The 18,591-nt window shown below is 71.7% G+C and carries 16 protein-coding genes and 2 pseudogenes; 10 read left to right on the top strand and 8 right to left on the bottom strand.

Features of this window, described 5'->3' with window-relative positions; translation table 11 throughout:
• Positions 1-27: 27 nt before the first annotated feature.
• Together ACFV6V_RS13285 and ACFV6V_RS13280 are read left to right on the top strand one after the other, a co-directional pair.
• Positions 28-1,413 carry an MFS transporter gene (locus tag ACFV6V_RS13285; RefSeq protein ID WP_385563386.1) on the top strand — a complete coding sequence of 462 codons (1,386 nt, stop codon included), beginning with the start codon at positions 28-30 and terminating at the stop codon, positions 1,411-1,413.
• A 128-nt stretch (positions 1,414-1,541) separates the two neighbouring features.
• Positions 1,542-2,720, top strand: a pseudogene (locus ACFV6V_RS13280) (MATE family efflux transporter); the annotation flags it as partial.
• A gap of 87 nt (positions 2,721-2,807) precedes the next feature.
• Here the strand turns inward: ACFV6V_RS13280 and ACFV6V_RS13275 are convergent.
• The 4 genes from ACFV6V_RS13275 to ACFV6V_RS13260 all read right to left on the bottom strand — a co-directional run bounded on the left by ACFV6V_RS13275 (position 2,808) and on the right by ACFV6V_RS13260 (position 5,595).
• On the bottom strand, positions 2,808-4,094 hold the full coding sequence (locus ACFV6V_RS13275; RefSeq protein WP_385563508.1) for an MFS transporter: 1,287 nt from the start codon (positions 4,092-4,094) through the stop codon (positions 2,808-2,810).
• 73 nt (positions 4,095-4,167) lie between these two features.
• Positions 4,168-4,965 carry a putative protein N(5)-glutamine methyltransferase gene (locus ACFV6V_RS13270; RefSeq protein WP_385563383.1) on the bottom strand — a complete coding sequence of 266 codons (798 nt, stop codon included), beginning with the start codon at positions 4,963-4,965 and terminating at the stop codon, positions 4,168-4,170.
• A 184-nt stretch (positions 4,966-5,149) separates the two neighbouring features.
• Complete coding sequence (locus ACFV6V_RS13265) at positions 5,150-5,380, bottom strand: hypothetical protein (protein ID WP_361283069.1); 231 nt, start codon at positions 5,378-5,380, stop codon at positions 5,150-5,152.
• Positions 5,380-5,595, bottom strand: a complete 216-nt coding sequence (locus tag ACFV6V_RS13260) for a hypothetical protein (RefSeq protein WP_385563380.1) — start codon at positions 5,593-5,595, stop codon at positions 5,380-5,382. Before ACFV6V_RS13260 ends, ACFV6V_RS13265 begins: the two co-directional genes overlap by 1 nt.
• 111 nt (positions 5,596-5,706) lie before the next feature.
• Here ACFV6V_RS13260 and ACFV6V_RS13255 point away from each other — a divergent pair, with 111 nt between their 5' ends.
• Both ACFV6V_RS13255 and ACFV6V_RS13250 read left to right on the top strand, forming a co-directional pair.
• Positions 5,707-6,549, top strand: coding sequence for a Scr1 family TA system antitoxin-like transcriptional regulator (locus ACFV6V_RS13255; protein WP_385563377.1), 843 nt, complete (start codon positions 5,707-5,709; stop codon positions 6,547-6,549).
• Positions 6,530-6,796, top strand: coding sequence for a DUF397 domain-containing protein (locus ACFV6V_RS13250; protein WP_385563374.1), 267 nt, complete (start codon positions 6,530-6,532; stop codon positions 6,794-6,796). The genes ACFV6V_RS13255 and ACFV6V_RS13250 overlap by 20 nt, the downstream gene beginning before the upstream one ends.
• A gap of 29 nt (positions 6,797-6,825) precedes the next feature.
• On the opposite strand, the gene ACFV6V_RS13245 is transcribed toward ACFV6V_RS13250, so the two are convergent.
• Positions 6,826-8,031: an FAD-dependent monooxygenase gene (locus ACFV6V_RS13245; protein ID WP_385563371.1), complete on the bottom strand. Its 1,206-nt coding sequence runs from the start codon at positions 8,029-8,031 to the stop codon at positions 6,826-6,828.
• A 101-nt stretch (positions 8,032-8,132) separates the two neighbouring features.
• Here ACFV6V_RS13245 and ACFV6V_RS13240 point away from each other — a divergent pair, with 101 nt between their 5' ends.
• The 3 genes and pseudogenes from ACFV6V_RS13240 (at position 8,133) to ACFV6V_RS13230 (ending at position 11,570) form a co-directional block, all read left to right on the top strand.
• On the top strand, positions 8,133-8,849 hold the full coding sequence (locus ACFV6V_RS13240) for a TetR/AcrR family transcriptional regulator (RefSeq protein ID WP_385563368.1): 717 nt from the start codon (positions 8,133-8,135) through the stop codon (positions 8,847-8,849).
• A gap of 314 nt (positions 8,850-9,163) precedes the next feature.
• A pseudogene (locus ACFV6V_RS13235) lies at positions 9,164-9,262 on the top strand (deaminase); the annotation flags it as partial.
• A gap of 514 nt (positions 9,263-9,776) precedes the next feature.
• Entirely contained in the window at positions 9,777-11,570 is a 1,794-nt protein-coding gene (locus ACFV6V_RS13230; protein WP_385563365.1) for a hypothetical protein, read from the top strand.
• A gap of 106 nt (positions 11,571-11,676) precedes the next feature.
• Here the strand turns inward: ACFV6V_RS13230 and ACFV6V_RS13225 are convergent, their stop codons facing one another.
• A complete protein-coding gene (locus tag ACFV6V_RS13225; RefSeq protein ID WP_385563362.1) occupies positions 11,677-12,615 on the bottom strand; it encodes an amidohydrolase family protein in 939 nt (312 codons plus the stop codon).
• A 287-nt stretch (positions 12,616-12,902) separates the two neighbouring features.
• Between ACFV6V_RS13225 and ACFV6V_RS13220 the strand changes: the two genes are divergently transcribed.
• Complete coding sequence (locus ACFV6V_RS13220; protein WP_385563359.1) at positions 12,903-13,883, top strand: hypothetical protein; 981 nt, start codon at positions 12,903-12,905, stop codon at positions 13,881-13,883.
• Here the strand turns inward: ACFV6V_RS13220 and ACFV6V_RS13215 are convergent.
• Positions 13,832-15,208, bottom strand: a complete 1,377-nt coding sequence (locus ACFV6V_RS13215; RefSeq protein WP_385563357.1) for a hypothetical protein — start codon at positions 15,206-15,208, stop codon at positions 13,832-13,834. The two genes, ACFV6V_RS13220 and ACFV6V_RS13215, sit on opposite strands and share 52 nt — an antisense overlap.
• A 31-nt stretch (positions 15,209-15,239) precedes the next feature.
• Complete coding sequence (locus tag ACFV6V_RS13210; RefSeq protein ID WP_385563505.1) at positions 15,240-16,292, bottom strand: ArsR/SmtB family transcription factor; 1,053 nt, start codon at positions 16,290-16,292, stop codon at positions 15,240-15,242.
• 97 nt (positions 16,293-16,389) lie between these two features.
• Between ACFV6V_RS13210 and ACFV6V_RS13205 the strand changes: the two genes are divergently transcribed.
• Positions 16,390-17,634 (top strand): alpha/beta hydrolase family protein, encoded by a 1,245-nt coding sequence (locus ACFV6V_RS13205; RefSeq protein ID WP_385563354.1) that lies wholly within the window; start codon positions 16,390-16,392, stop codon positions 17,632-17,634.
• 206 nt (positions 17,635-17,840) lie between these two features.
• Positions 17,841-18,591, top strand: a 751-nt coding sequence (locus ACFV6V_RS13200) for a PAS domain-containing protein (protein ID WP_385563352.1), incomplete at its 3' end; no start/stop codon positions are given.

The raw sequence follows: 18,591 nt of genomic DNA, 5'->3' as shown, positions 1-18,591 counted from the left end.
CCGATCGGCGCAAGGAGGCGAGCCCTTTTGAGTACGGGACCCGGAGCAGACTCCGCACCCGGACCGAACCCCCACCGCAACCCGAACCCTTCACCCGAGGCCGAGCCGGGGCCGACCCCGGAAAGCGCCTCCCCCTCAGGGACGTTCTCTTCCCTCAAGGTCCGCAATTACCGGCTGTTCTTCACCGGAGCCATCGTCTCCAACACGGGCACCTGGATGGCCCGCATCACGCAGGACTGGCTGGTCCTGAGCCTCACCGGCTCCGCCGCCGCCGTCGGTATCACGACGGCCCTCCAATTCCTGCCGATGCTGCTGTTCGGCCTCTACGGCGGCGTCATCGCCGACCGCTACCCCAAGCGCAACATCCTGCTCTTCAGCCAGGCCGCGCTGGGTCTGTGCGGGCTCGCGCTCGCCGTCCTCACGCTGTCGGGCCATGTGCAGGTCTGGCATGTGTATCTGATCGCGTTCCTGCTCGGCATGGTCACGGTCGTGGACAACCCGACCCGGCAGTCCTTCGCCTCCGAGATGGTCGGCCCGGACCAGATCCGCAACGCCGTCAGTCTGAACTCCGCGAACTTCCAGTCGGCCCGTCTGATCGGTCCGGCCGTCGCCGGTGCCCTGATCAGCGTGGTGGGCAGCGGCTGGGCGTTCCTGCTGAACGGCCTGTTCTTCCTTGCCCCCGTCATCGCGCTGCTGCGGATGCGCACCAGCGAACTGCACAAGGTGGAGCGCGCCCCGCGCGGCAAGGGCCAGCTACGCGAAGGGCTGAAGTACGTCGCGGGACGGCCCGAGCTGATCTGGCCGATCGTGCTGATCGGCTTCGTGGGCACCTTCGCCTTCAACTTCCCGATCTGGCTCACGGCCTTCGCCGACCAGGTCTTCCACGTCGGCCCGGGCAGCTACGGCCTGCTCAACACCCTGATGGCGGCGGGCTCCCTCGCGGGCGCGCTGCTGTCCGCCCGCCGCGGCTCGTCCCGGCTGCGGATGCTGGTCGGGGCGGCGGCGCTGTTCGGCGCCCTGGAGATCGTGGCGGCGCTGTCACCGTCGTTCTGGCTCTTCGCGCTGCTGCTCGTACCGCTCGGCATGGTCGGTCTGACGGTCAACGTCACCGCGAACTCCTCGGTGCAGCTGGCCACCGACCCGGCGATGCGGGGCCGCGTGATGAGCCTCTACATGATGGTGTTCTTCGGCGGTACGCCGCTGGGCGCACCCATCGTCGGCTGGATCACGGACACCTACGGCGCCCGCACCGGCTTCGCCGCGGGCGGCGCGGTCTCGCTGCTCGCCGCCGCGGCGATCGGCCTGATCCTGGTCCGGGTCGGGGGGCTGCGGATGCGCGTGGACCTGCGGCAGGGCCGCCCCCGCGTCCGCTTCGTACCGCGCGAGCAGCGGCAGCTCACCGCGGTGGCCTGACGGGGTCCCGCCGCCGCGGTGCCGGGGGCGGGGCATGCGGGGCGTGTCGGGTGTTTCCCTCACGTCGCACGCGTGCGCTCCCGCTCGGACGCCCGCTGTCGGAATACGGAAGAACGGAACACCCCGGTATGCAGCGACAGGCCGCGCAGGACTTACCGAGCCGGCGCCACAGCCCGGTACAGAAGAACCCGGTGCAGAGCCGGAGCCCGGTCAGGACCATCGCGCTGGCGGCGCTCCCTCTCTACGTGACCATGATCGCGTCATCGGCGGGTGCGCTGGTGGACACCGCCGTGCTCGGCAGACACGGCACGGCGTCACTGGCGGCCCTCGGCCTCACCCTGGCGTTCTCCCTACCGGCCACCGCGACCGTCGCCGGTGCCATGCGCGGCCTGATGCCGTTCATCGCGGCGAAGGAGAGCGACCCCGACGCGCTCGTACCCGTGGTGCGCGACGGCATGTGGCTCGGCATCTGCACCGGGCTGCTCGGCGCCGTGGCGGTGGCGGCGGTGCCGTTGACCGGCCGGGCATCCGGTGTGCCCGCCGGCACTCTGGCACAGCTGGGCGCACTGCCGGCACTGCTCGCGTGCAGCGTGCTGATGGCCGCGCTCGGGAATTCGGCCACGTCCGCGCTCATCGGTCTGGGCCGGTCCAGGCTGGTGATGCGGGCCGGCCTCGCGGGTACGGCAACGGCCGTGGTGCTCTCACTCGTCCTGGTCGGCGGCGCCGGGTCGTGGCACGGGCTCGGGGCACCGGGGGCGGGTATCGCGATGCTGGCCTCCAGCACGATCAGCGCCACGGTCGCACACCGGGCCCTGCGCCGCTCCACGGTGCTGGCCGGACGACGACTGGGGATCGGGCGCCCCCAACTCCGGGCGCTGCTGGCCCTCGCCCGGGTCGGGCTGCCGCTCGCGGCCACCGTGCTCATCAAGTTCGGCGTGCTCGGCGTGCTCGCGCTGGCCGCGGCCCGGGTCGGCAGCAGCAGCGCGGCGGCGCACAGCATCGCCGTCTCCCTGGTGGGCGTGGTGTTCACGGCCGCCATCGCGATCGGGCAGGCGACGATCCCTCTGATGGGCCCGTACGTGAAGGCGGGCGATGCCTCAGGCGTGCGACGCGGAGTGGCGGCCGGGCTGAAGGTGGCGCTCGCGACCGTGCTCGCCATGGGTGTCATGGTCCTGCTGTTCCGCTCCCCGGTGGTGTCGGTCTTCACCCATGACCCCGAGCCCCGCGGCCTGGTGACCGCGCTGCTCCCGCTGATCCTCGTCGTGGTCGTCCTGGACGCACTGCAAGCAGTGCTCGGGTTCGGTCTGATCGCCATCAAGGACACGGTGCCGAGCCTCGCCGTCTTCGCCGTGTGCTACGGGGCGCTCGCCCTGGCGGCGATCCCCCTCGCCGCCTCAGGCGGCCTGTGGGCCTTGTGGACCGCCCTGGCCTGCGCCAACGCCTTGCTGACAATCGGCCAGGCGTGGTTCTTCCACCAGCGCAGCGGCAGGCTCCGCCCAGCGCACCACGAGTCCGAGACCCAGCGACGCGGCGACGAACAGCCCGCCCAGCAGGAGCCAGCCGGACACACCCCAGCCGACCAGTAGCACCGACAGCACCAGGGGCCCCGCGGTACGGGCCACGGTCAGGCCGGTGCCGAAGAACCCCTGGTACTCCCCGGTGCGCCCGGCCGGGGCGAGGTCGAAGCTGATCTGCCAGGACCCGGCCGAGTGCAGCATCTCCCCGGCGAGATGCAGCACCGCGCCGGCGCCGAGCACGGCGACGACCACCCACACCGGCAGCGCGGCACCCGACAGCGCCATGACGGCGCACGAGGCGAACATGATGAGCCCGGACCGCCGCACCGCGCGCGTGGCCGTGCCCAGCGAGTGCACCCCCCGCGCGGCCCTGACCTGGAACGCCGCCACGCCCAGGGTGTTCACCACGAACAGCGCCGACGCCACCCACTCCGGTGCCTCGGTCCGCTCGCTGATCCAGAGCGGGATGCCGAGGCCGAGCAGCGGCATCCGCAGCAGCATCACGGCGTTGACCAGGGTGATCAGGACGTACGGCCGGTCACGCAGCACGCCCCGCCCGGCGGCCGGCCCGGCCATCGTCCCGGCGCCCCGCACGACGGGCAGCCGCGCCAGCACCACCGCGCACACCGCGAAGCTCACCGCGTCCATCGCGAACACCGCGAGATACGCCCCCCGGCTGCCCGCGTACAGCGCCAGCCCGCCCGCCCCGGCTCCCAGGGCGAGCCCCGCGTTCAGCGTGGACTGGAGGTGGGCGAGCACGGCCGTACGCTCCTGCTTCGTCACGAGCCCGGCGAGCAGCGCCTGCCGGGCCGCCGCGAGCCCCGACACGGCCGCGGCGTAACAGCACGCGGCGACGAGGAACGGACCGAAGGACCGCGCCACGAGGAACGCCCCGATCGCCGCACCGGCCGCGAGCGCCAGCAGCACCGCCGTCCCCCGCGGCCCCCGCCGGTCGGCGAGCCGCCCGAGCGGCACCCCGACCGCCGCGCCGAACGCCCAGGCCAGGGTCAGCCCCAGGCCGATCCGCGCCGGGGAGAGCCCGACGACATGGGAGAAGTAGAGCGCGGACGTGGTGTAGAAGGCCCCGTCGCCAAGGGAGCTGACGAGTTGCGCGAGCGCGAGCCGACGGGCAGCCGGACCTGCGGGCGGAAGGATGCGGATCATCGTCACGGCCGCAACGCTAGGCTCCCGATGCCCCTTTCCCCAGGTCCATTTCGCCACCTTCCGACTGGGCCACTCACCGCCGGCCGATGACGGCGGTCGCGTACCACTCCTCGGACATGGCGACCCGCGGCTCCAGCCCGCCGCGCCTCACGGCCCCGACCGCTGCCGCCGCCTGTCGTTCGCTCGTCTCGAACAGCAGACACCCGCCCGGCGCCAGCCACCGTCCGGCCTCCGCCGTCACCCGCCGCAGCACGTCGAGCCCGTCCGCGCCGCCGTCCAGCGCGACCAGCGGCTCATGAACCCGCGCCTCGGCGGGCAGCAGCCCGACCTCTTCGGTGGGTACGTACGGCACGTTGGCGGCCAGGATGTCGACCCGCCCCCGCAACTCACCGGGCAGCGGAGCGAAGAGGTCCCCCTCGTACACCCGCCCCCCGTACGCCCCCACGTTGCGCCGCGCACACCGCACCGCCGCCGGGTCCACATCGGCGGCGTACAACTCCACCCCGCCATCCGCCCCGCCGTTCAGCCCGGCTGCCAGCGCGGCCCCCACCGCCCCCGTGCCGCAGCACAGATCGACGACGAGGCCCGCGTCCGGCCGGGCGTCGAGCGCCTGCCGTACGAGGAACTCGGTACGGCGCCGGGGCACGAACACCCCGGGATCCACAGCGATCCGGAGCCCACGGAACTCGGCCCAGCCGAGGACGTGTTCCAGCGGGTGCCCGTCGGCGCGCCGCTCGACCATGGCGGAGAGTTCGGCGGGGGTCCGGGCGGTGGAGAGGAGCAGTGCCGCCTCGTCCTCGGCGAAGACACAGCCTGCGGCGCGGAGCCGGGCGGAGACGGCGAAGGAATCAGGAGAAGAAGCGAGTGACACGGAAGCGGGAGCCTTTCGGAAAGCCGAGCGGGGCTCCCTCAGCCGTCTAGGACGACGGCGGCACGGAGGCGAGCACCCAGCCTGCAACAGCGGTAATGGGTCCCACCTCCTCTTTCCGGTCGTGACACGACGGGCAGTCACTCTACCCGAGCACACCCGGCATTCACGGAACCGCGCCTTCGACTCATGGCAGGCGCCCCTCCCGGTTGACCTCCCTGACCCGCGCCCGCAGCATCTCCCCTGGTGTCGCGGACCGCAGCGACTCCGGCGGGCAGTCCCACTCCCGGCCGCCGCCCGGCGGGCGGAGCTGGACGTAGGGGCCATCGGCGTCCATGACGCGGCCGATGCGGCCGTCACGGGAGTCGACGGCGAAGTCGCCGCGGCGGGGGCGGGGCGACGAAGGGAGAGCGCTCATCAGCGGACCTCGTGCAGGACGGCGGCGAGGCGCAGCGCCGTGTCCAGGTTGCACCGGCCCAGGTCGACCAGCGGGTAGTCGGCCGTCTCGCTGGTGAGCGACAGCAGGTCCACGCGGATGGACGGCAGGCTCACTCCCTTCGCGTCGAGCTCCGCCCTGAGCTGGGCGATGACCACTTCCGCGGCACGGATTCTGTCCTCCGGTGGGACGGCCATCGGATACCTCCACTCTGAGTGTTCGCGTTCTGTACACAGCGTGGCGGGCCGAGGGCTAGCCTGGCCAGTATTGGCAGCCCAACAACCCCAGTTGCGTGACAGGGAGTTGACATGCCTGGACCGAAGTGCCTCGACCCGTTCGCCTCTCCCCGGGCCCTGATCGGCTCGGAGTTGAGGCACGCCCGCGAGCGCGCCGGCCTGAGCCAGCGCGAGCTGGGGGACATGCTTCATGTGAGCGCCACGTTCATCGGCCAGCTTGAGGCGGGCTCACGACGGATACAGGCCGGGCTCGCGTGCAGGCTCGACGAGACGCTCGGCACGGGCGGGTTCTTCGAGCGGAACTGCAAGGCTCCCGGCAAGTCGAAGTATCCGGACCACTTCGCCGAGGCGGCGGAGATGGAAGCGGTCGCGACGACCATCAAGGCGTACGACCCGGCGCTGATCCCGGGACTGCTCCAGACGGCTCCATACGCAAGGGCCGTGTGCCGGGCGTACCAGCCGACCGCGCCCGAGGAGTACGTCGACCAGCTGGTCGCGGCCCGGCTGGAGCGGGCGGTGATCCTCGCTCATCCAACAATGCCGTTGTTGTGGGCTGTACTGGACGAGGCCGCGCTGCGGCGCGAGGTCGGCAGCGCGGCGGTGATGGCGGAGGCGCTCAGGCACATCGCCGCGCTGGCTCGACGTAATCGGGTGATCGTGCAGGTGCTGCCCTTCACAGCGGGGGCCCATGCGTCCCTCGAAGGCTCGCTCAAGCTGATGGCCTTCAGCGACGCACCCCCGGTCGCCTACCGCCAAGGCTTCGGCACGGGCCAACTGGAGGACGATCCGACCATCGTGGCCCGTTGCGAGCTGGCCTACGATCTGGTCGCGGCGAGCGCATTGGCACCCCCGGATTCCCTGGCCTTGATCGAGTCGGTGGCGGAGGATTACGCGCATGAAGAGCACCAGCTTTGAGCACGACCTGAGCTCGGCCATCTGGTACAAGTCCAGCTACAGCGACGGCAGCGGCGGCGACTGTGTCGAGGTCGCCACCTGGCGCAAGTCCTCCTACAGCGGCGGCAGCGGCGGGGACTGCCTCGAAGTCGCCGACGACCACCCGGGCATCGTCCCCGTCCGCGACTCCAAGAACCCCGAGGGCCCGAAGCTCGTGTTCCCGGCCGCCGCCTGGTCCGCGTTCGTCGCCGACGTCAAGCGCGCCTGAGCACCGTCACCCCCTCTCAAGCCCCCGGCTCACACCGGCCGGGGGCTTGTCGCGTAATCGGGCAGGCCGGGGATGCTGCTGACCTTCTGGCCTTCCTTGAGCATCCAGTTCAGCAGCAGCGGCCTCGACAGCAGGCCGTTGCGCAGCCGCAGCCCCCTCCGGGTCCTCGGGGCGAGGAACGGGCCCGTGCGGTCGCCGCCCTTCTGGCAGCCCTGGGCGTAGTCGCGCAGCAGGGCTTCATAGCGGGTGAAGGCGGCCCGGTGGTCGCCGTTCGCCCGGGCCAGCTCTCCGGCCAGGACGTACGCGGCGACGATCGCCGTTCCCGTGCCCATGCCGCCGATGGTGGCGCCGCAGGCCGCGTCGCCGATGAGGGCGATCCGGCCGGTGGACCAAGCGGGCACGTCCGAGCGGCTGATGGAGTCGAAGTACAGCTCGGGGGACGCTCGCAGCGAGTCCAGCAGGCGCGGCACCTCCCAGCCCAGGTCCGAGAAGGCCCGGGTGACCAGGGACTTCTGCTGTTCGAGGTCCTGGCGGTCGTAGTCCAGCCTCGGTGAGGCGAACAGCAGGAAGGCGCCCGCCTGCTCGGGGTCCCGGTAGTCGGCGCCGACGGCCGCGAGCCTGCCGGGGGTGTTGAGGCCGGTCACCCCCTTGCCGCTTTCCAGGCCCAGGTAGTTGGGGAGCCGCCAGGTGGCCGCGTAGTAGCCGAGGTGGCTGACGTACTGCGCCTCGGGGCCGAAGGCGAGGCGGCGGACGTGGGAGTGGATGCCGTCGGCGCCGATGACGAGGTCGAACTCGCGTGGCGCGGAGTGCCGGAAGGTGACCCCTACGCCGGTCGGGGTCTCGGTCAGGGAGGTGAGGGAGTCCCCGAAGAGGTACTCGGTGTACGGGGCGCTGTGCTCGTACAGCACGCGCGAGAGATCGCCGCGCAGGACCTCGATGTCGCCCCCGGCGAACTCGGCGGGCAGGTGCAGACGCTGCCGGCCGTGTTCGTCGATGAAGGTCATCGGGCTGCCACCGGTCCGTACGCGGCGCAGGTCGGGCAGCACGCCCATCCGGTCCAACACCGTCATGTGTGTGTCGCCCCGGAAGTCGACGGCCTGGCCGCCCTCACGCAGAGCCGGGGCGAGTTCGACGACGGTCGGGGTGAAGCCGAGGCGGCCCAGCCAGAGGGCCAGGGCGGGTCCGGCGATGCTCGCCCCGGAGATCAGGACGGTCTTGTGCTCCTGGTCATGCATGTGCGGTTCCCCCTCGCGGACAGAAACTGTGTCCCATGGACACGGTTGAATACTGTGTACCATAGACACAGTTTTCCCGCAGGTACAACACGGCAGGCGGCATGACCGACGAACACACCCATACGGCACGGCTGTTGTGGGGACCGCACCCCCAGCCCACCCGCGGCCCCAAGCCGAAGCTGGACCTCCGGAGCATCGCGCGCGCCGGGATCGGGATCGCCGATGCCGAGAATCTGCCGGCGGTGTCGATGCAGCGCCTCGCCGCCGAGCTCGGTGTCACGAAGATGGCGCTGTACCGGTATGTCCCGGGCAGGGCCGAGCTGGTCGCGCTGATGCTGGAGGAGGCGGTCGGCCCGTACCCCGCACCCGATGCACCGCCCGGCGGCTGGCGGGAGGAGCTCGACCACTGGGCCCGCCGCTTGCTCGAGGTGTTCTGCCGCCACCCCTGGGCGGCGGAGGTCGCGGTCCGCCCCCGGGTCATGGGACCGGCAGAGCTGGGCTGGATGGAGTACGCGGTCTCCGCGCTGGACGGCACGGCGCTCACCGGTGCCGAACGGCTGGACGCCGTGGTCCTGCTCGCCGGACACGTCCGCGCGACGGCCCAGCACGTACGCGCGGCAGGCCCGGTCGGCAGTCCCGAGGCTCAGCTCGGTTCACTCCTTGCGGAGTTGCTCGGAGCCCACGCGGAACGCTTCCCGGCCCTGTGCGCCGCCTTCGCCTCCGTGGGCGAGTCGGGCGGGGGCGACCAGGCATGGGAGTTCGGACTGCGGAGCATCCTGGACGGGCTGGCGGCGCTGATCGAGCACGACGGCGACTGACGGAGGCGCCACACGCATCCCGCGCCGGGGTGCTGGTCGGCGAGATCCCTCCCGCGGCGCATCCGTCCCGGACGGGCCGCTGCTCGGGTCGGTCCGCCTTGGGCCGCCAGGAAGCGCTCTGCCGTACCGCCACCACGGCGCCCCGGAGCCAGACGGCGAGCCCCCGGCACGAGTTCATGGCCTTGGCCATGGCCGACGAGTTGCCCAGCACGGCGCCCACGCCCATGAGGACGGCGGCGGTCCTGATGGCAATCGTGCGCCGCATGCGCGCGTTCCCTTTCCCCTGTGAAACCCTGGCTGATCTGGCGCACGGCATAGGTAAGGGCGCGGCCAGGCTCGGCGAGTGGCGGCTGACCGGCTGCGCGCTCGTCGTGACCCTTGAGCCCTGCACGATGTGCGCGGGCGCGCTGGTGGTGGCGCCTCCTCGCCGGCGAGTGGGGCGATGACGCATGCCCCCTCGGTCGCAATTGCGAACGTACGCGCGGACGCCCCCCGTTGGAAAGATCATTATCTGGTCGCGGAATTCAGTCGCGGGATTCGACGCTCCACCGGTCCACGGGAGCCCGCGCTCGCGCGGTCACGTCGGGTCGGGCCTGGAGAACACGCCGACAGTTGGCCGGTTTTGGTCATACAGAACGACCACCACATTGCACACCGGTCATACCGGAGCGACGGGGCGCGCCGCCATGGCCCATGCGGCGGCGGCCAGTTGAGCGATACACAGGAGTCGCCACCGTCACCCTGACCTGCGAGGACGCGACACCAGCACACCAGCCGAGGCATATGCCCCATTCGTATCGTCCGCGTGTTCTGACGCTTTGGATTGACTTGTCCGCTCATGATCTTTCCGTCCGGATAACCCGGTTACGGCTTGGTTTTTCGGTGATCAGCGGATGTTCGATCTGGTACGAACGGAGCCCCAGCCTGATGACACTACAAACCCGCACCGCAGCCCGCAGGCGAGACGCCTCACGACTGGTCGCCGCGACGGCGTGTGCGGTACTGCTCCAGGTGGCCGGTGGCGTACCGGCCGCATCGGCAGCCGTCGCCGCCGCCGGGCACAGCGCCACCACCCGCGTCGTACCCGCCGACTGCCTGGCGCAGAACGCCTACATCCTCGCCGGGCCCAAGGGCCGTTCCGAGGGCACGTCGGTGCAGCAGGTGGATCTGGGCACGGGAGTGCGGACCGAGATCGGGAACTTCACCGCGCCCGCCGGGGTCGCGGTGAACGGGCTCGGAATGATGCCGGGCGGCCAGGTCGCCTGGGCGGTGTCCGAGGAGGAGGACTCCGGGACCGGGACGCAGACCGTGTTCCGGCTCGACCTGAACACCAACACCACGACCACCTTCGCCGGTGCGGCCAAGATCGGCGACGGCAGCGCGCGGGAAACCGTGCGCGGGGCGATGAACCCGACCAACGGCTGGTTCTACTACTCCCACTCCACGGAGAACCCGAACGACGATAACCGCCCGACCACCCAGATCATCTACGCGTTCGACACCGTGAACAACGTCAGCGTCGGCGTTGTCGGCACGCTGACCGACCCGCGGTTCAACGGCAGCTCCGGCGACATGGTCTTCGACTCCGCGGGCAATCTGTACATGGTCATCTCCACCCCCGAGAAGCTCGCCCCCGGCGGGGTCAACTCGGCCCTCGTACGCATCAACGAGGATCTGCCCACCACCCCCGACGACATCGCCCTGACGGCGGACATGCTCGCCGACCTGCCCGACGGCGCCGCATACGGCGTCACCCTCGGCGCGGACGGATACCTGTACACCACCCGGGCCCGGGTGACCCCGGCCGGCGAGCTGTTCAAGATCAACCCGAACAGCGGGGCTCTGGTCTCCAGCACGCAGATGACCGCCCCGACCGGCAAGGAACCGACCCCGGTCGACGCGGGCAACTGCTCGTACGGGCCCAACATCACCTCCCAGGCGGACATCCCCGAACGTGCTCAGCCGAACGACCAGTTCACGGTGACGATCACCGGGAACGGCATCACCTCCGGCAACACCGGCACCACGACCGGCTCGGACACCGGCCCCCAGAACACCCCGCCCGAGATGGCGGGCCCGCTGCCCGGTGTCGTGGGCGCGACCTACACCTTCACCCAGGAGCCGGCGAGCGGCACCGACCCGTCGGACTACACCACCACCTACCAGTGCGTGGACACCGCGCACGGCAACGCGCTGCTGACCGAGGGCTCCGGCACCTCGTTCCAGTACACCGTCCCGGCGTCCTCCGACACCCGCGGCGTGGCCGTGCTCTGCACGTTCACCAACACGCCCGACGCGGCGCCGCCCGAGCCGTCCACGCTCCAGGTCGGCAAGACGGCCGTCGTCCAGGACACCGCGACCGGCCGTACGGTCACCTACACCCTCACGGTCACCAACACCAGCGCCAACCCGGCCACCGGGGTCCGGGCAGAGGACGACCTGTCCGACGTGATCGACAACGCCACGTACAACGACGACGCGGCGGCGTCCACGGGCGGCGTGATCTACGAGGCCCCGAAGGTGATCTGGAACGGCGACCTCGAGCCCGGCCAGACCGCGACGATCACCTACTCGGTGACCGTCGAGCCCGACGACCAGCTCGTCAACCACGTCAGCGTCACGGCGCCGAACAGCAACTGCCCCGGTGACCCGCAGTGCACCACGTCCACCACGACGCCCGTCGCCGACGATCCCGACCCGGGTGTGACGGCAGCCGACTGAACCGGCCGGCAACGACTGGACAGCCTTGGCGATCCAGGGGCCGGCGGTGGCGCGGGAAGCGTCACCACCGGCCCCCTTCGGCATCCCGTCGCCGTATCCGCCCACCTCATGCGGGCAGCAGCTCCGATCCCGCCTGAAGCACGGCTTCCGCCTCCTCCGGCGTCAGCACGTCCTCGATGGAGAGCACGGCACGGCGCAGCGCCTCCCCGCTCTGGTACGGGAAGTCCGTGCCGAGCATCAACCGGTCGGCGCCGTAGGAGTCCGCCGCCGCCCGCAGCGCGGCCTCATGGCCGTGCGCGACGGTGTCGTAGAACATCCGGCGCGCCGCGACCGTCGGCATCTCGATGATGTCCGGAGCCTCCCACGGGATGTGCTCGTCCGCGCGCGGCAGCAGCATCGGCAGCGCACCCCCGAGGTGCGCATGGACGATCCGCAGCCTCGGGAAGCGGCGCGGGACTCCCTCCAGCATCAGGTGCATCGCGCAGATGGTGTCCTCCATGGGCGCGCCGACCATCCACCGCATGTGGTTGTCGGCGATCAGCGGGGTACCCGCGTCCTGGCCCGCCGGGTGGAGGCCGAGGACCGAGCCCCGGTGGTCCAACTCCTCGAAGAGCGGACGGAAGAAGGGGTCGCCGAGGCTGCGCCCGAGGACCGATGTCGTGGCCCCGACGCCGACCAGCCCGAGGTCGTCCAGCGCACGGGTCAGCTCCTCGAAGGAGGCGTCCAGATGCGGCAGGGGCAGCGCGGCGAAGCCGGAGAAGTGCGTGGGCCACTCGTGGACGACCTCCGCGTAGAGGTCGTTGGCGTGGCGCGCGGCCGTCACCGCCTGCTTCTCGTCCGGGAAGTACGGGGCCTGCGGGGAGACGGACAGGATCTGGTGATCGATGCCGGCGGCTTCGATCATCGTGAACCGGGCGTCGAACTCCGCCGGACTGTCCCCCGCTCCCAGGCCCCGCTGAGTGGCGGTGTCCTCGCGCCCGTAGGACTCCAGGAGGCGGAGATAGCCCTCGCTCCACAGGTGGGCGTGCACATCGGTCCGCATCATTCCCAGCTTCATGCCGGTGTCGGGCGGTGTCCACCGGAGGCCGGCTCATCGCTCCCTGACCGGCCTGAGACTTGAGCTTCGGGCTTCGGGATCCGGGCTTCGAGCCCTGCTCTGACGGAATGGGATGGGGGCTTCAACCCACCCACCCACCCCGCGAGTTGACTTTGCGCGATGCATTTGCCACACACGGTCATCAGGGTCTAGCTTGTCCGCCAAACGAATCAGCCCCCGGCAGGTGCGCCAACACCTGCGGGGGCTTGACCAACGAGATCGACAGGACCGATCCGATGGCTGACAGCCAGTTTAGTTCCACGTCCCTGCCCGCGCACGAGTCCGGGCACCCCATGGCCAAGCCGGGATACGGCAAGCGGCCGGTTTCCGGCCAACCCGCGCCCTCGGCCCATGACTTCGCCCATCTTCCGCTGCGGGAAGAAGGCATCGCCTGGTACATCGAGCGGCTGGACGACGGGTCGGACATCTCCGCGAAGACCCTGGCCGCAGAGCTTCCGTACGGCCAGTGCGCCATGCGCACCGCCCTCAACCGCCTCCAGGCTGCCGGTCATCTTCGGCGCGGACGTGAGCATTTGTGCGGAGGGCGCTGGATCACCCGAACGTGGTGGTCGCGCGTGCCCCGCGACGACGGATGGTGGGCGGCGTTCCGGAGGGGCGACGTCCCGGAGGGCGCGTCCCGCGACGTACCCGGGAACATGGCCGGGGACGTGGCGGGGGACGAGGCCGGTGACACGCTCGCACAGGACCGGGCTCGGCCGACCCGCTCCCGCGCGATGATCCTGCTGGTGGCACTGGCCCGCGAAGCCCCGGCACTGACCCTCTCGGCCATCGAGTGCGCCCGGCTGGGTCCTCTGGTCAAGGAGTGGTTCGAGCGCGGCGCCACCGAACGGGACGTCCTGCGCGCCCTGACCGACGGCCTGCCCTCCCCCATCCACCACCCCGCGGGCCTCGTGCGCTCCCGGCTCATCAGCAAACTCCCACCCGAACCGGCGCCCGCTCCCCCGCCCCTGCGCCTCCTCGAATGCGGCAGATGCGGCGCCCCCGCCCTCGCCGAGGCCCTGCGCGACGGCGACTGCGGCCCCTGCCGCGGCGCGCCGGCACCGCCATCCCGGGGGTACGCCGCGGCGCTGTCCCCTGCCGAGGTGCGGGCCCACATGTCCCAGGTCCGTGCGGCGGCGGGCCGACCACGGGACATGCGGACCACTCACCCTGAGGAGCTCACACCGACCCGGGCCACCGTGGACATGGAACAGTAGTAGAAGTCGCGGTCCCAGCCGGGCGAGGGGAAGCACACGGACTGCATCAGGCTCGGCACCCGGGCCCGGCCGAGCTCCGCCCCGGTGGTCAGGTCGAGGAGCACGGCGTCCTCCCCCGTCAGACGCCCCAGTGCCCCGGAGAGCGCGGGCGCGCGCAGGGCGAAGGCGATGGCGTCTCCCGTCGCCGCCAGCACGCGCGCCCCGGCGCGGGTCCCCCTGGGGGGACGCTGCCGCTGGTCGTACGCCATGAGTTCGCCGGTGTCGGCCCAGCGCAGCAGATGGCCGGCCGTGTTCATCCGCTGCGACCACAGGTGCGTCAACGGCTCCCCGGGGCGTGCGTGAAACGCCGTCAGGACGCCGTTGGCGGAGTCGTAGCCGACGGCCACACCGCGCTCGGGGTCCACCAGCGGGGGGTTGGTGGCGGCGCCCCACGGCAGACCGCAGATCTCGGCACGGCGGTGGTCGGCCGGATCGGAGAGGCTGACCGCATGCAGGCGCACCGGGCCCCGGTCGCGCGCGGCTCCGCGCATGGTGCCGCGGTACCGGTGCCGTCCCTGGTCGAGGAACCAGATGCGCTCGCCGGCGAGCACGGGATCCCATCCGTGCCCCTGCCCGGGGGCGTCGCGGTAGGCCACCGACCAGTCGTCGTCCCTGACGAGCCTGCCCGCGGCGGAGTCCCAGCGCACCCGGTGGACGCGGTGCGAACCCACGGCGTACACCTCGTCGCCGCGGGCCGCCAGCCTGGCTATCACGGGTTCGCCGAGCGGCAGGGTGTCCCGGTCCTTCAGAGTCAGGGGGTCCAGTGCCCGCAGGGTCGCGGGGGCGCCCTCGGTGACGTCGAAGTCCTTGAGCACCAGCGTGCCGTCGGGCATGGCCACGAAGGAGTTGTGCGGCCGCGGCGCGGGCAGTTCGCGCCGGGCGAGGACGTCGAGCGTCTCGGGATCCAGGCGGTGCGCGTGACGGCCGGCGACCACGACGACCGCGCCGTCGGCGACCGCACCGATGCCGCCCATCCAGAACGGGCCTGCCGGCAGGTGCCCGGAGGAGGCCAGCGGTTCCAGGGTGCGCGGGTCGAGGCGTTCGACGACCGTCCTGGACGGGCTGCTGGAGATCCGCGCTCCGAACAGCCCCCGCAGCAGGTACAACTGGCCGGGGGCGCGCTGGATGAGCATCTGCGCGCCGCGCGCCGCGCGGCAGGCCCGTACCCTCAGCTGCTCCCCCGGCGCGATCCGCGGCCCTGCGGCGGTGGGAGCCTGGCCCCGCGTGGGACCGCCGTCCTCGGCCGGCCAGGGTGAGCCGTAGTAGCCGCTGCCGGCACCGTTCATCGTGTCTCCCGCTCGTCACGCCCCATTGCTGTTACCTGCGGTAATCCAACCCCTTCGAGCGGGCTGAAGGAAGGGGTCGGCCGGCATCGGATGCCACGCCCGAAGCGCCCCGGCCCCGCACCAGCAGGGTCCCCATCGCCGTCCTGCGGTGCAGGACCGCGCGGCCCGCGCGGGTGGTGGCGATCAGACCCGCGGCGCGCAGAGCCCCGGCGTGGGCCGATGCGGTGGCGTTGCCGACGCGCAGGCGGCGGGCGAGCGCGCTGGTGGTGTGCTCGTCGGCGAGCACGAGCAGCATCTCGGCGCGGGTGCGCCCGATGACTCCGGCCAGCGGCTCGACGCCGGTACCGGTGGTGTCCGGGGTGAGCGGCAGACCGGGGCCGGCCGCGTAGGTCAGGGCCACGGTGGCGCCGTCGGGTGGGGTGGCGATGAGCGGGTGGCCGGTCCAGTGGAAGGTGGGCAGGAGCAGCAGGCCCCGGCCGTCGAGGGGGAGGTCCCGGGCGGTGGGGGACGGGAGCTCCCAGATGTCGCCGTCCAGGCGGCTGCCGGGGACGAGGGCCGTGAGCGCGTGACCGACGCCGTGTGCGGCCGTGACGACGGCGTGGCGGGTGAACTCCTCCTGATGCAGGTCCTGCACCCGGGACCAGGTGGGTGCCAGGGCCGTCTCGAATGCGGCGCGCTGGGCGCGGTGCAGGAGGCGCCAGGCGCGGGGGTCGCCCCGGCGCAGGTCACGGATCCAGGGCGGGGGCGGGGCGGGGTGCCGTGCGTACACCCGCTCGGTCTCGGTGCGGACCAGCTCTGCGGGAGTGGCCCGGGCGGCGTCCAGACCGTCCGTGAGGTCGTCGCTCAGGATGTCGAGGAACACGGGGGCGACTCCGGCGGGCACCAGCTCGCCGAGCGCACCGGCCGCGGCGGGCAGGGCCGCGAACAGCCGTCGCCGCCAGCGGCCGAAGAGCAGTTCGTCAGCGCCACCCGAAGCGGGGAGGCACAGTTTCATCAGGGCCGAGTTCAGCTCCTGGAGCGGGGCCGGGCGCGGGGCGAACCGTACGCGAGCGAAGTCCGCGGCCGTGAAGTGGATGCGTAGCACTGATGTCCCCGTACTCTCCCCGTTGGTGTGGCGCCAGCGTTTCGGGCAGGGACGAACAGATCGTCCGCGCGCCTCCCCCACCAGCAGCATGGTGATCATGTTCGCTTCATTCAACGGAGTCGACCGGCGCACCGTAACCGCATCCGTCGCCCTCTCAGCCGCCGCGCTGCTCCTGCCCGGTGGCACCCGCGCATACGCTCGAACGGCAACGGCAACGGCAAGCGGCATCACGCTGCGGCTCCCACCGCCGACCGGGCCGTACCGCACCGGCATCACCACGCTCTACCTGGTCGACGACACACGTCGTGACCCATGGACGCGCACGCTCCCGGTCCGCGAGGTCATGGTCACGCTCTTCTACCCGGCTGTACGCGGCTGCCGTGTCGCCCCGCAGATGACACAGGCCGCCGCCGCGCTCTTCCCGCAGCTCGACGCCGCCTTCATCCACCCCCTGCTCCCGAAGTCCGGGGTGAACTGGGCGGCCACACCTACCCATTCGCTCGTCGACGCGCCCGCGCTGCCCGGACGCCGGCCCGTGCTGCTGTACAGCCCGGGGGCCGGGGATCCCCGCACGATGGGGACGCATGTGGCCGAGGAGCTGGCGAGTCACGGGTTCGTGGTGGTGACCGTCGATCATCCCGGCGACGCGGGCGAGGTCGAGTTCCCGGTGCCCCGGGAGGGCCGCAAGGGGCTGATCCGCGAGACGGAGCTGCGCCCGGACGCGGCGACGGATCCCGGGGTGTTCCGCACGGTGGTCGGGACGCGGGTCACGGACATCCGGTTCGTACTCGACCAGTTGGCGCCGCTGGCCTCGGGCCGTTCCGACGCGGCCGGGCGTCGGCTGCCGCAGGAGCTCGGCCGGTCGCTGGACCTGCGCAGGGTCGGCGTGTACGGGCACTCGGCCGGGGGTACGACCGCGGCTCAGGCGATCCACGAGGACAGGCGCATCCGGGCCGCGGTCAACCTGGAGGGCTACCTCGACCTCCCGCCCCGGCAGCCGGGTACAGACGGCGAGTTGTTCCCGGTCGCGCGGCACGGCATCGACCGGCCGCTGCTGCTCCTCGGGACCGACGGCTTCCATGACGAGCGGTTCGAGCGGTCCTGGTCGGCCCTGCTGAGCCGATCCCCGGGATGCGTCGCCCGTCGGCGTCTCGGCCGCGCCGACCACTGGGTGTTCACCGACTACGCAGCCCTCGTACCCCAGTTGGAGGCGGCGGGGCTGATGACCGCGGAGGGCCGAGCGGGCATGGTCGGCGAAGTCGACCCGGCCGTGTCGGTGCCGTGGGTACGGGAGCGGCTGCGTGCCTTCTTCGTCCGGTACGTGGGCGAGGCGATGCGCTGACGGGACTGTGACGGCGACCTGGCGGGGCTGACGGCTCCCTGGCATGGGCCGGGCGGAGGCCCCGCGTCGGTCAGGCGGAAGCCCAAGACGGGATCAAGCCACCCGTGTGCACCAGAAGTTCAGGCCAAAGCACGCTGCGTCCTGAACCGGATCAGTGCCGATCAGAATCGGACTCACGGAGGTACGCCGGAACAATCTGCGCTGGGATGGTCCGGATACGGCAGTTGTGGGCATCGCAGTCGGCAGTATCCGTCCTGGAGGCAAGTATGGAAGGCTTCACCGCTCCAGTCTCTTTGGAGTCCGACCTAGGGGCCTCGGCCCTGGGGACTTCGGTTTGCCGGTGCGGCGCCCGGGCCCCTCTGAGCGCGACCCCGCCCGGGTCGGCGGAGGAACGGTTCCGGGGACTGCTGGAGTCCGCGCCCGACGCGATGGTGATCGTGGACGACGCCGGGACCATCCGACTCGTGAACGCCCAGACCGAGGCACTCTTCGGCTACCAGCGCGACCAATTGCTCGGACGGCCCGTCGAGATCCTCGTACCCCAGCGCTTCCGCGACACCCACGCCAGCCACCGCAACGGCTACACCGACAACAGACAGGTACGCCCCATGGGCGCCGGACTCGAACTCCACGGCCTGCGCAGGGACGGCACCGAGTTCCCCGTCGAAATCAGCCTCAGCCCCCTCGAAACCACCGACGGACTCCTCGTCTCCGCCGCCGTACGCGACGTCAGCGAACGCAAGGCGGCGGAGGAGCGGTTCCGTTCGTTACTGGAGTCCGCGCCCGACGCGATGGTGATCGTGGACGACGGCGGGACCATCCGGCTCGTGAACGCCCAGACCGAGGCACTCTTCGGCTACCGGCGCGACCAATTGCTCGGACGGCCCGTCGAGATCCTCGTACCCCAGCGCTTCCGCGACACCCACGCCAGCCACCGCAACGGCTACACCGACAACA

The organism is Streptomyces sp. NPDC059828 (genome assembly GCF_042731955.1).
Classification (GTDB): domain Bacteria; phylum Actinomycetota; class Actinomycetes; order Streptomycetales; family Streptomycetaceae; genus Streptomyces.
Note: the sequence above shows the minus strand (reverse complement) of the source record. Positions and strands in the feature narration are given on the sequence as shown.

What these genes read in the sequence shown, in the direction of transcription:
- ACFV6V_RS13255 (WP_385563377.1), top strand. Translation starts at nt 5,707, where the DNA reads ATGCCTGGACCGAAGTGCCTCGACCCGTTCGCCTCTCCCCGGGCCCTG.
- ACFV6V_RS13250 (WP_385563374.1), top strand. Translation starts at nt 6,530, where the DNA reads ATGAAGAGCACCAGCTTTGAGCACGACCTGAGCTCGGCCATCTGGTAC.
- ACFV6V_RS13230 (WP_385563365.1), top strand. Translation starts at nt 9,777, where the DNA reads ATGACACTACAAACCCGCACCGCAGCCCGCAGGCGAGACGCCTCACGA.
- ACFV6V_RS13275 (WP_385563508.1), bottom strand. Translation starts at nt 4,094, where the DNA reads ATGATCCGCATCCTTCCGCCCGCAGGTCCGGCTGCCCGTCGGCTCGCG.
- ACFV6V_RS13240 (WP_385563368.1), top strand. Translation starts at nt 8,133, where the DNA reads ATGACCGACGAACACACCCATACGGCACGGCTGTTGTGGGGACCGCAC.
- ACFV6V_RS13220 (WP_385563359.1), top strand. Translation starts at nt 12,903, where the DNA reads ATGGCTGACAGCCAGTTTAGTTCCACGTCCCTGCCCGCGCACGAGTCC.
- ACFV6V_RS13260 (WP_385563380.1), bottom strand. Translation starts at nt 5,595, where the DNA reads ATGGCCGTCCCACCGGAGGACAGAATCCGTGCCGCGGAAGTGGTCATC.
- ACFV6V_RS13205 (WP_385563354.1), top strand. Translation starts at nt 16,390, where the DNA reads ATGTTCGCTTCATTCAACGGAGTCGACCGGCGCACCGTAACCGCATCC.
- ACFV6V_RS13245 (WP_385563371.1), bottom strand. Translation starts at nt 8,031, where the DNA reads ATGCATGACCAGGAGCACAAGACCGTCCTGATCTCCGGGGCGAGCATC.
- ACFV6V_RS13215 (WP_385563357.1), bottom strand. Translation starts at nt 15,208, where the DNA reads ATGAACGGTGCCGGCAGCGGCTACTACGGCTCACCCTGGCCGGCCGAG.
- ACFV6V_RS13265 (WP_361283069.1), bottom strand. Translation starts at nt 5,380, where the DNA reads ATGAGCGCTCTCCCTTCGTCGCCCCGCCCCCGCCGCGGCGACTTCGCC.
- ACFV6V_RS13225 (WP_385563362.1), bottom strand. Translation starts at nt 12,615, where the DNA reads ATGATGCGGACCGATGTGCACGCCCACCTGTGGAGCGAGGGCTATCTC.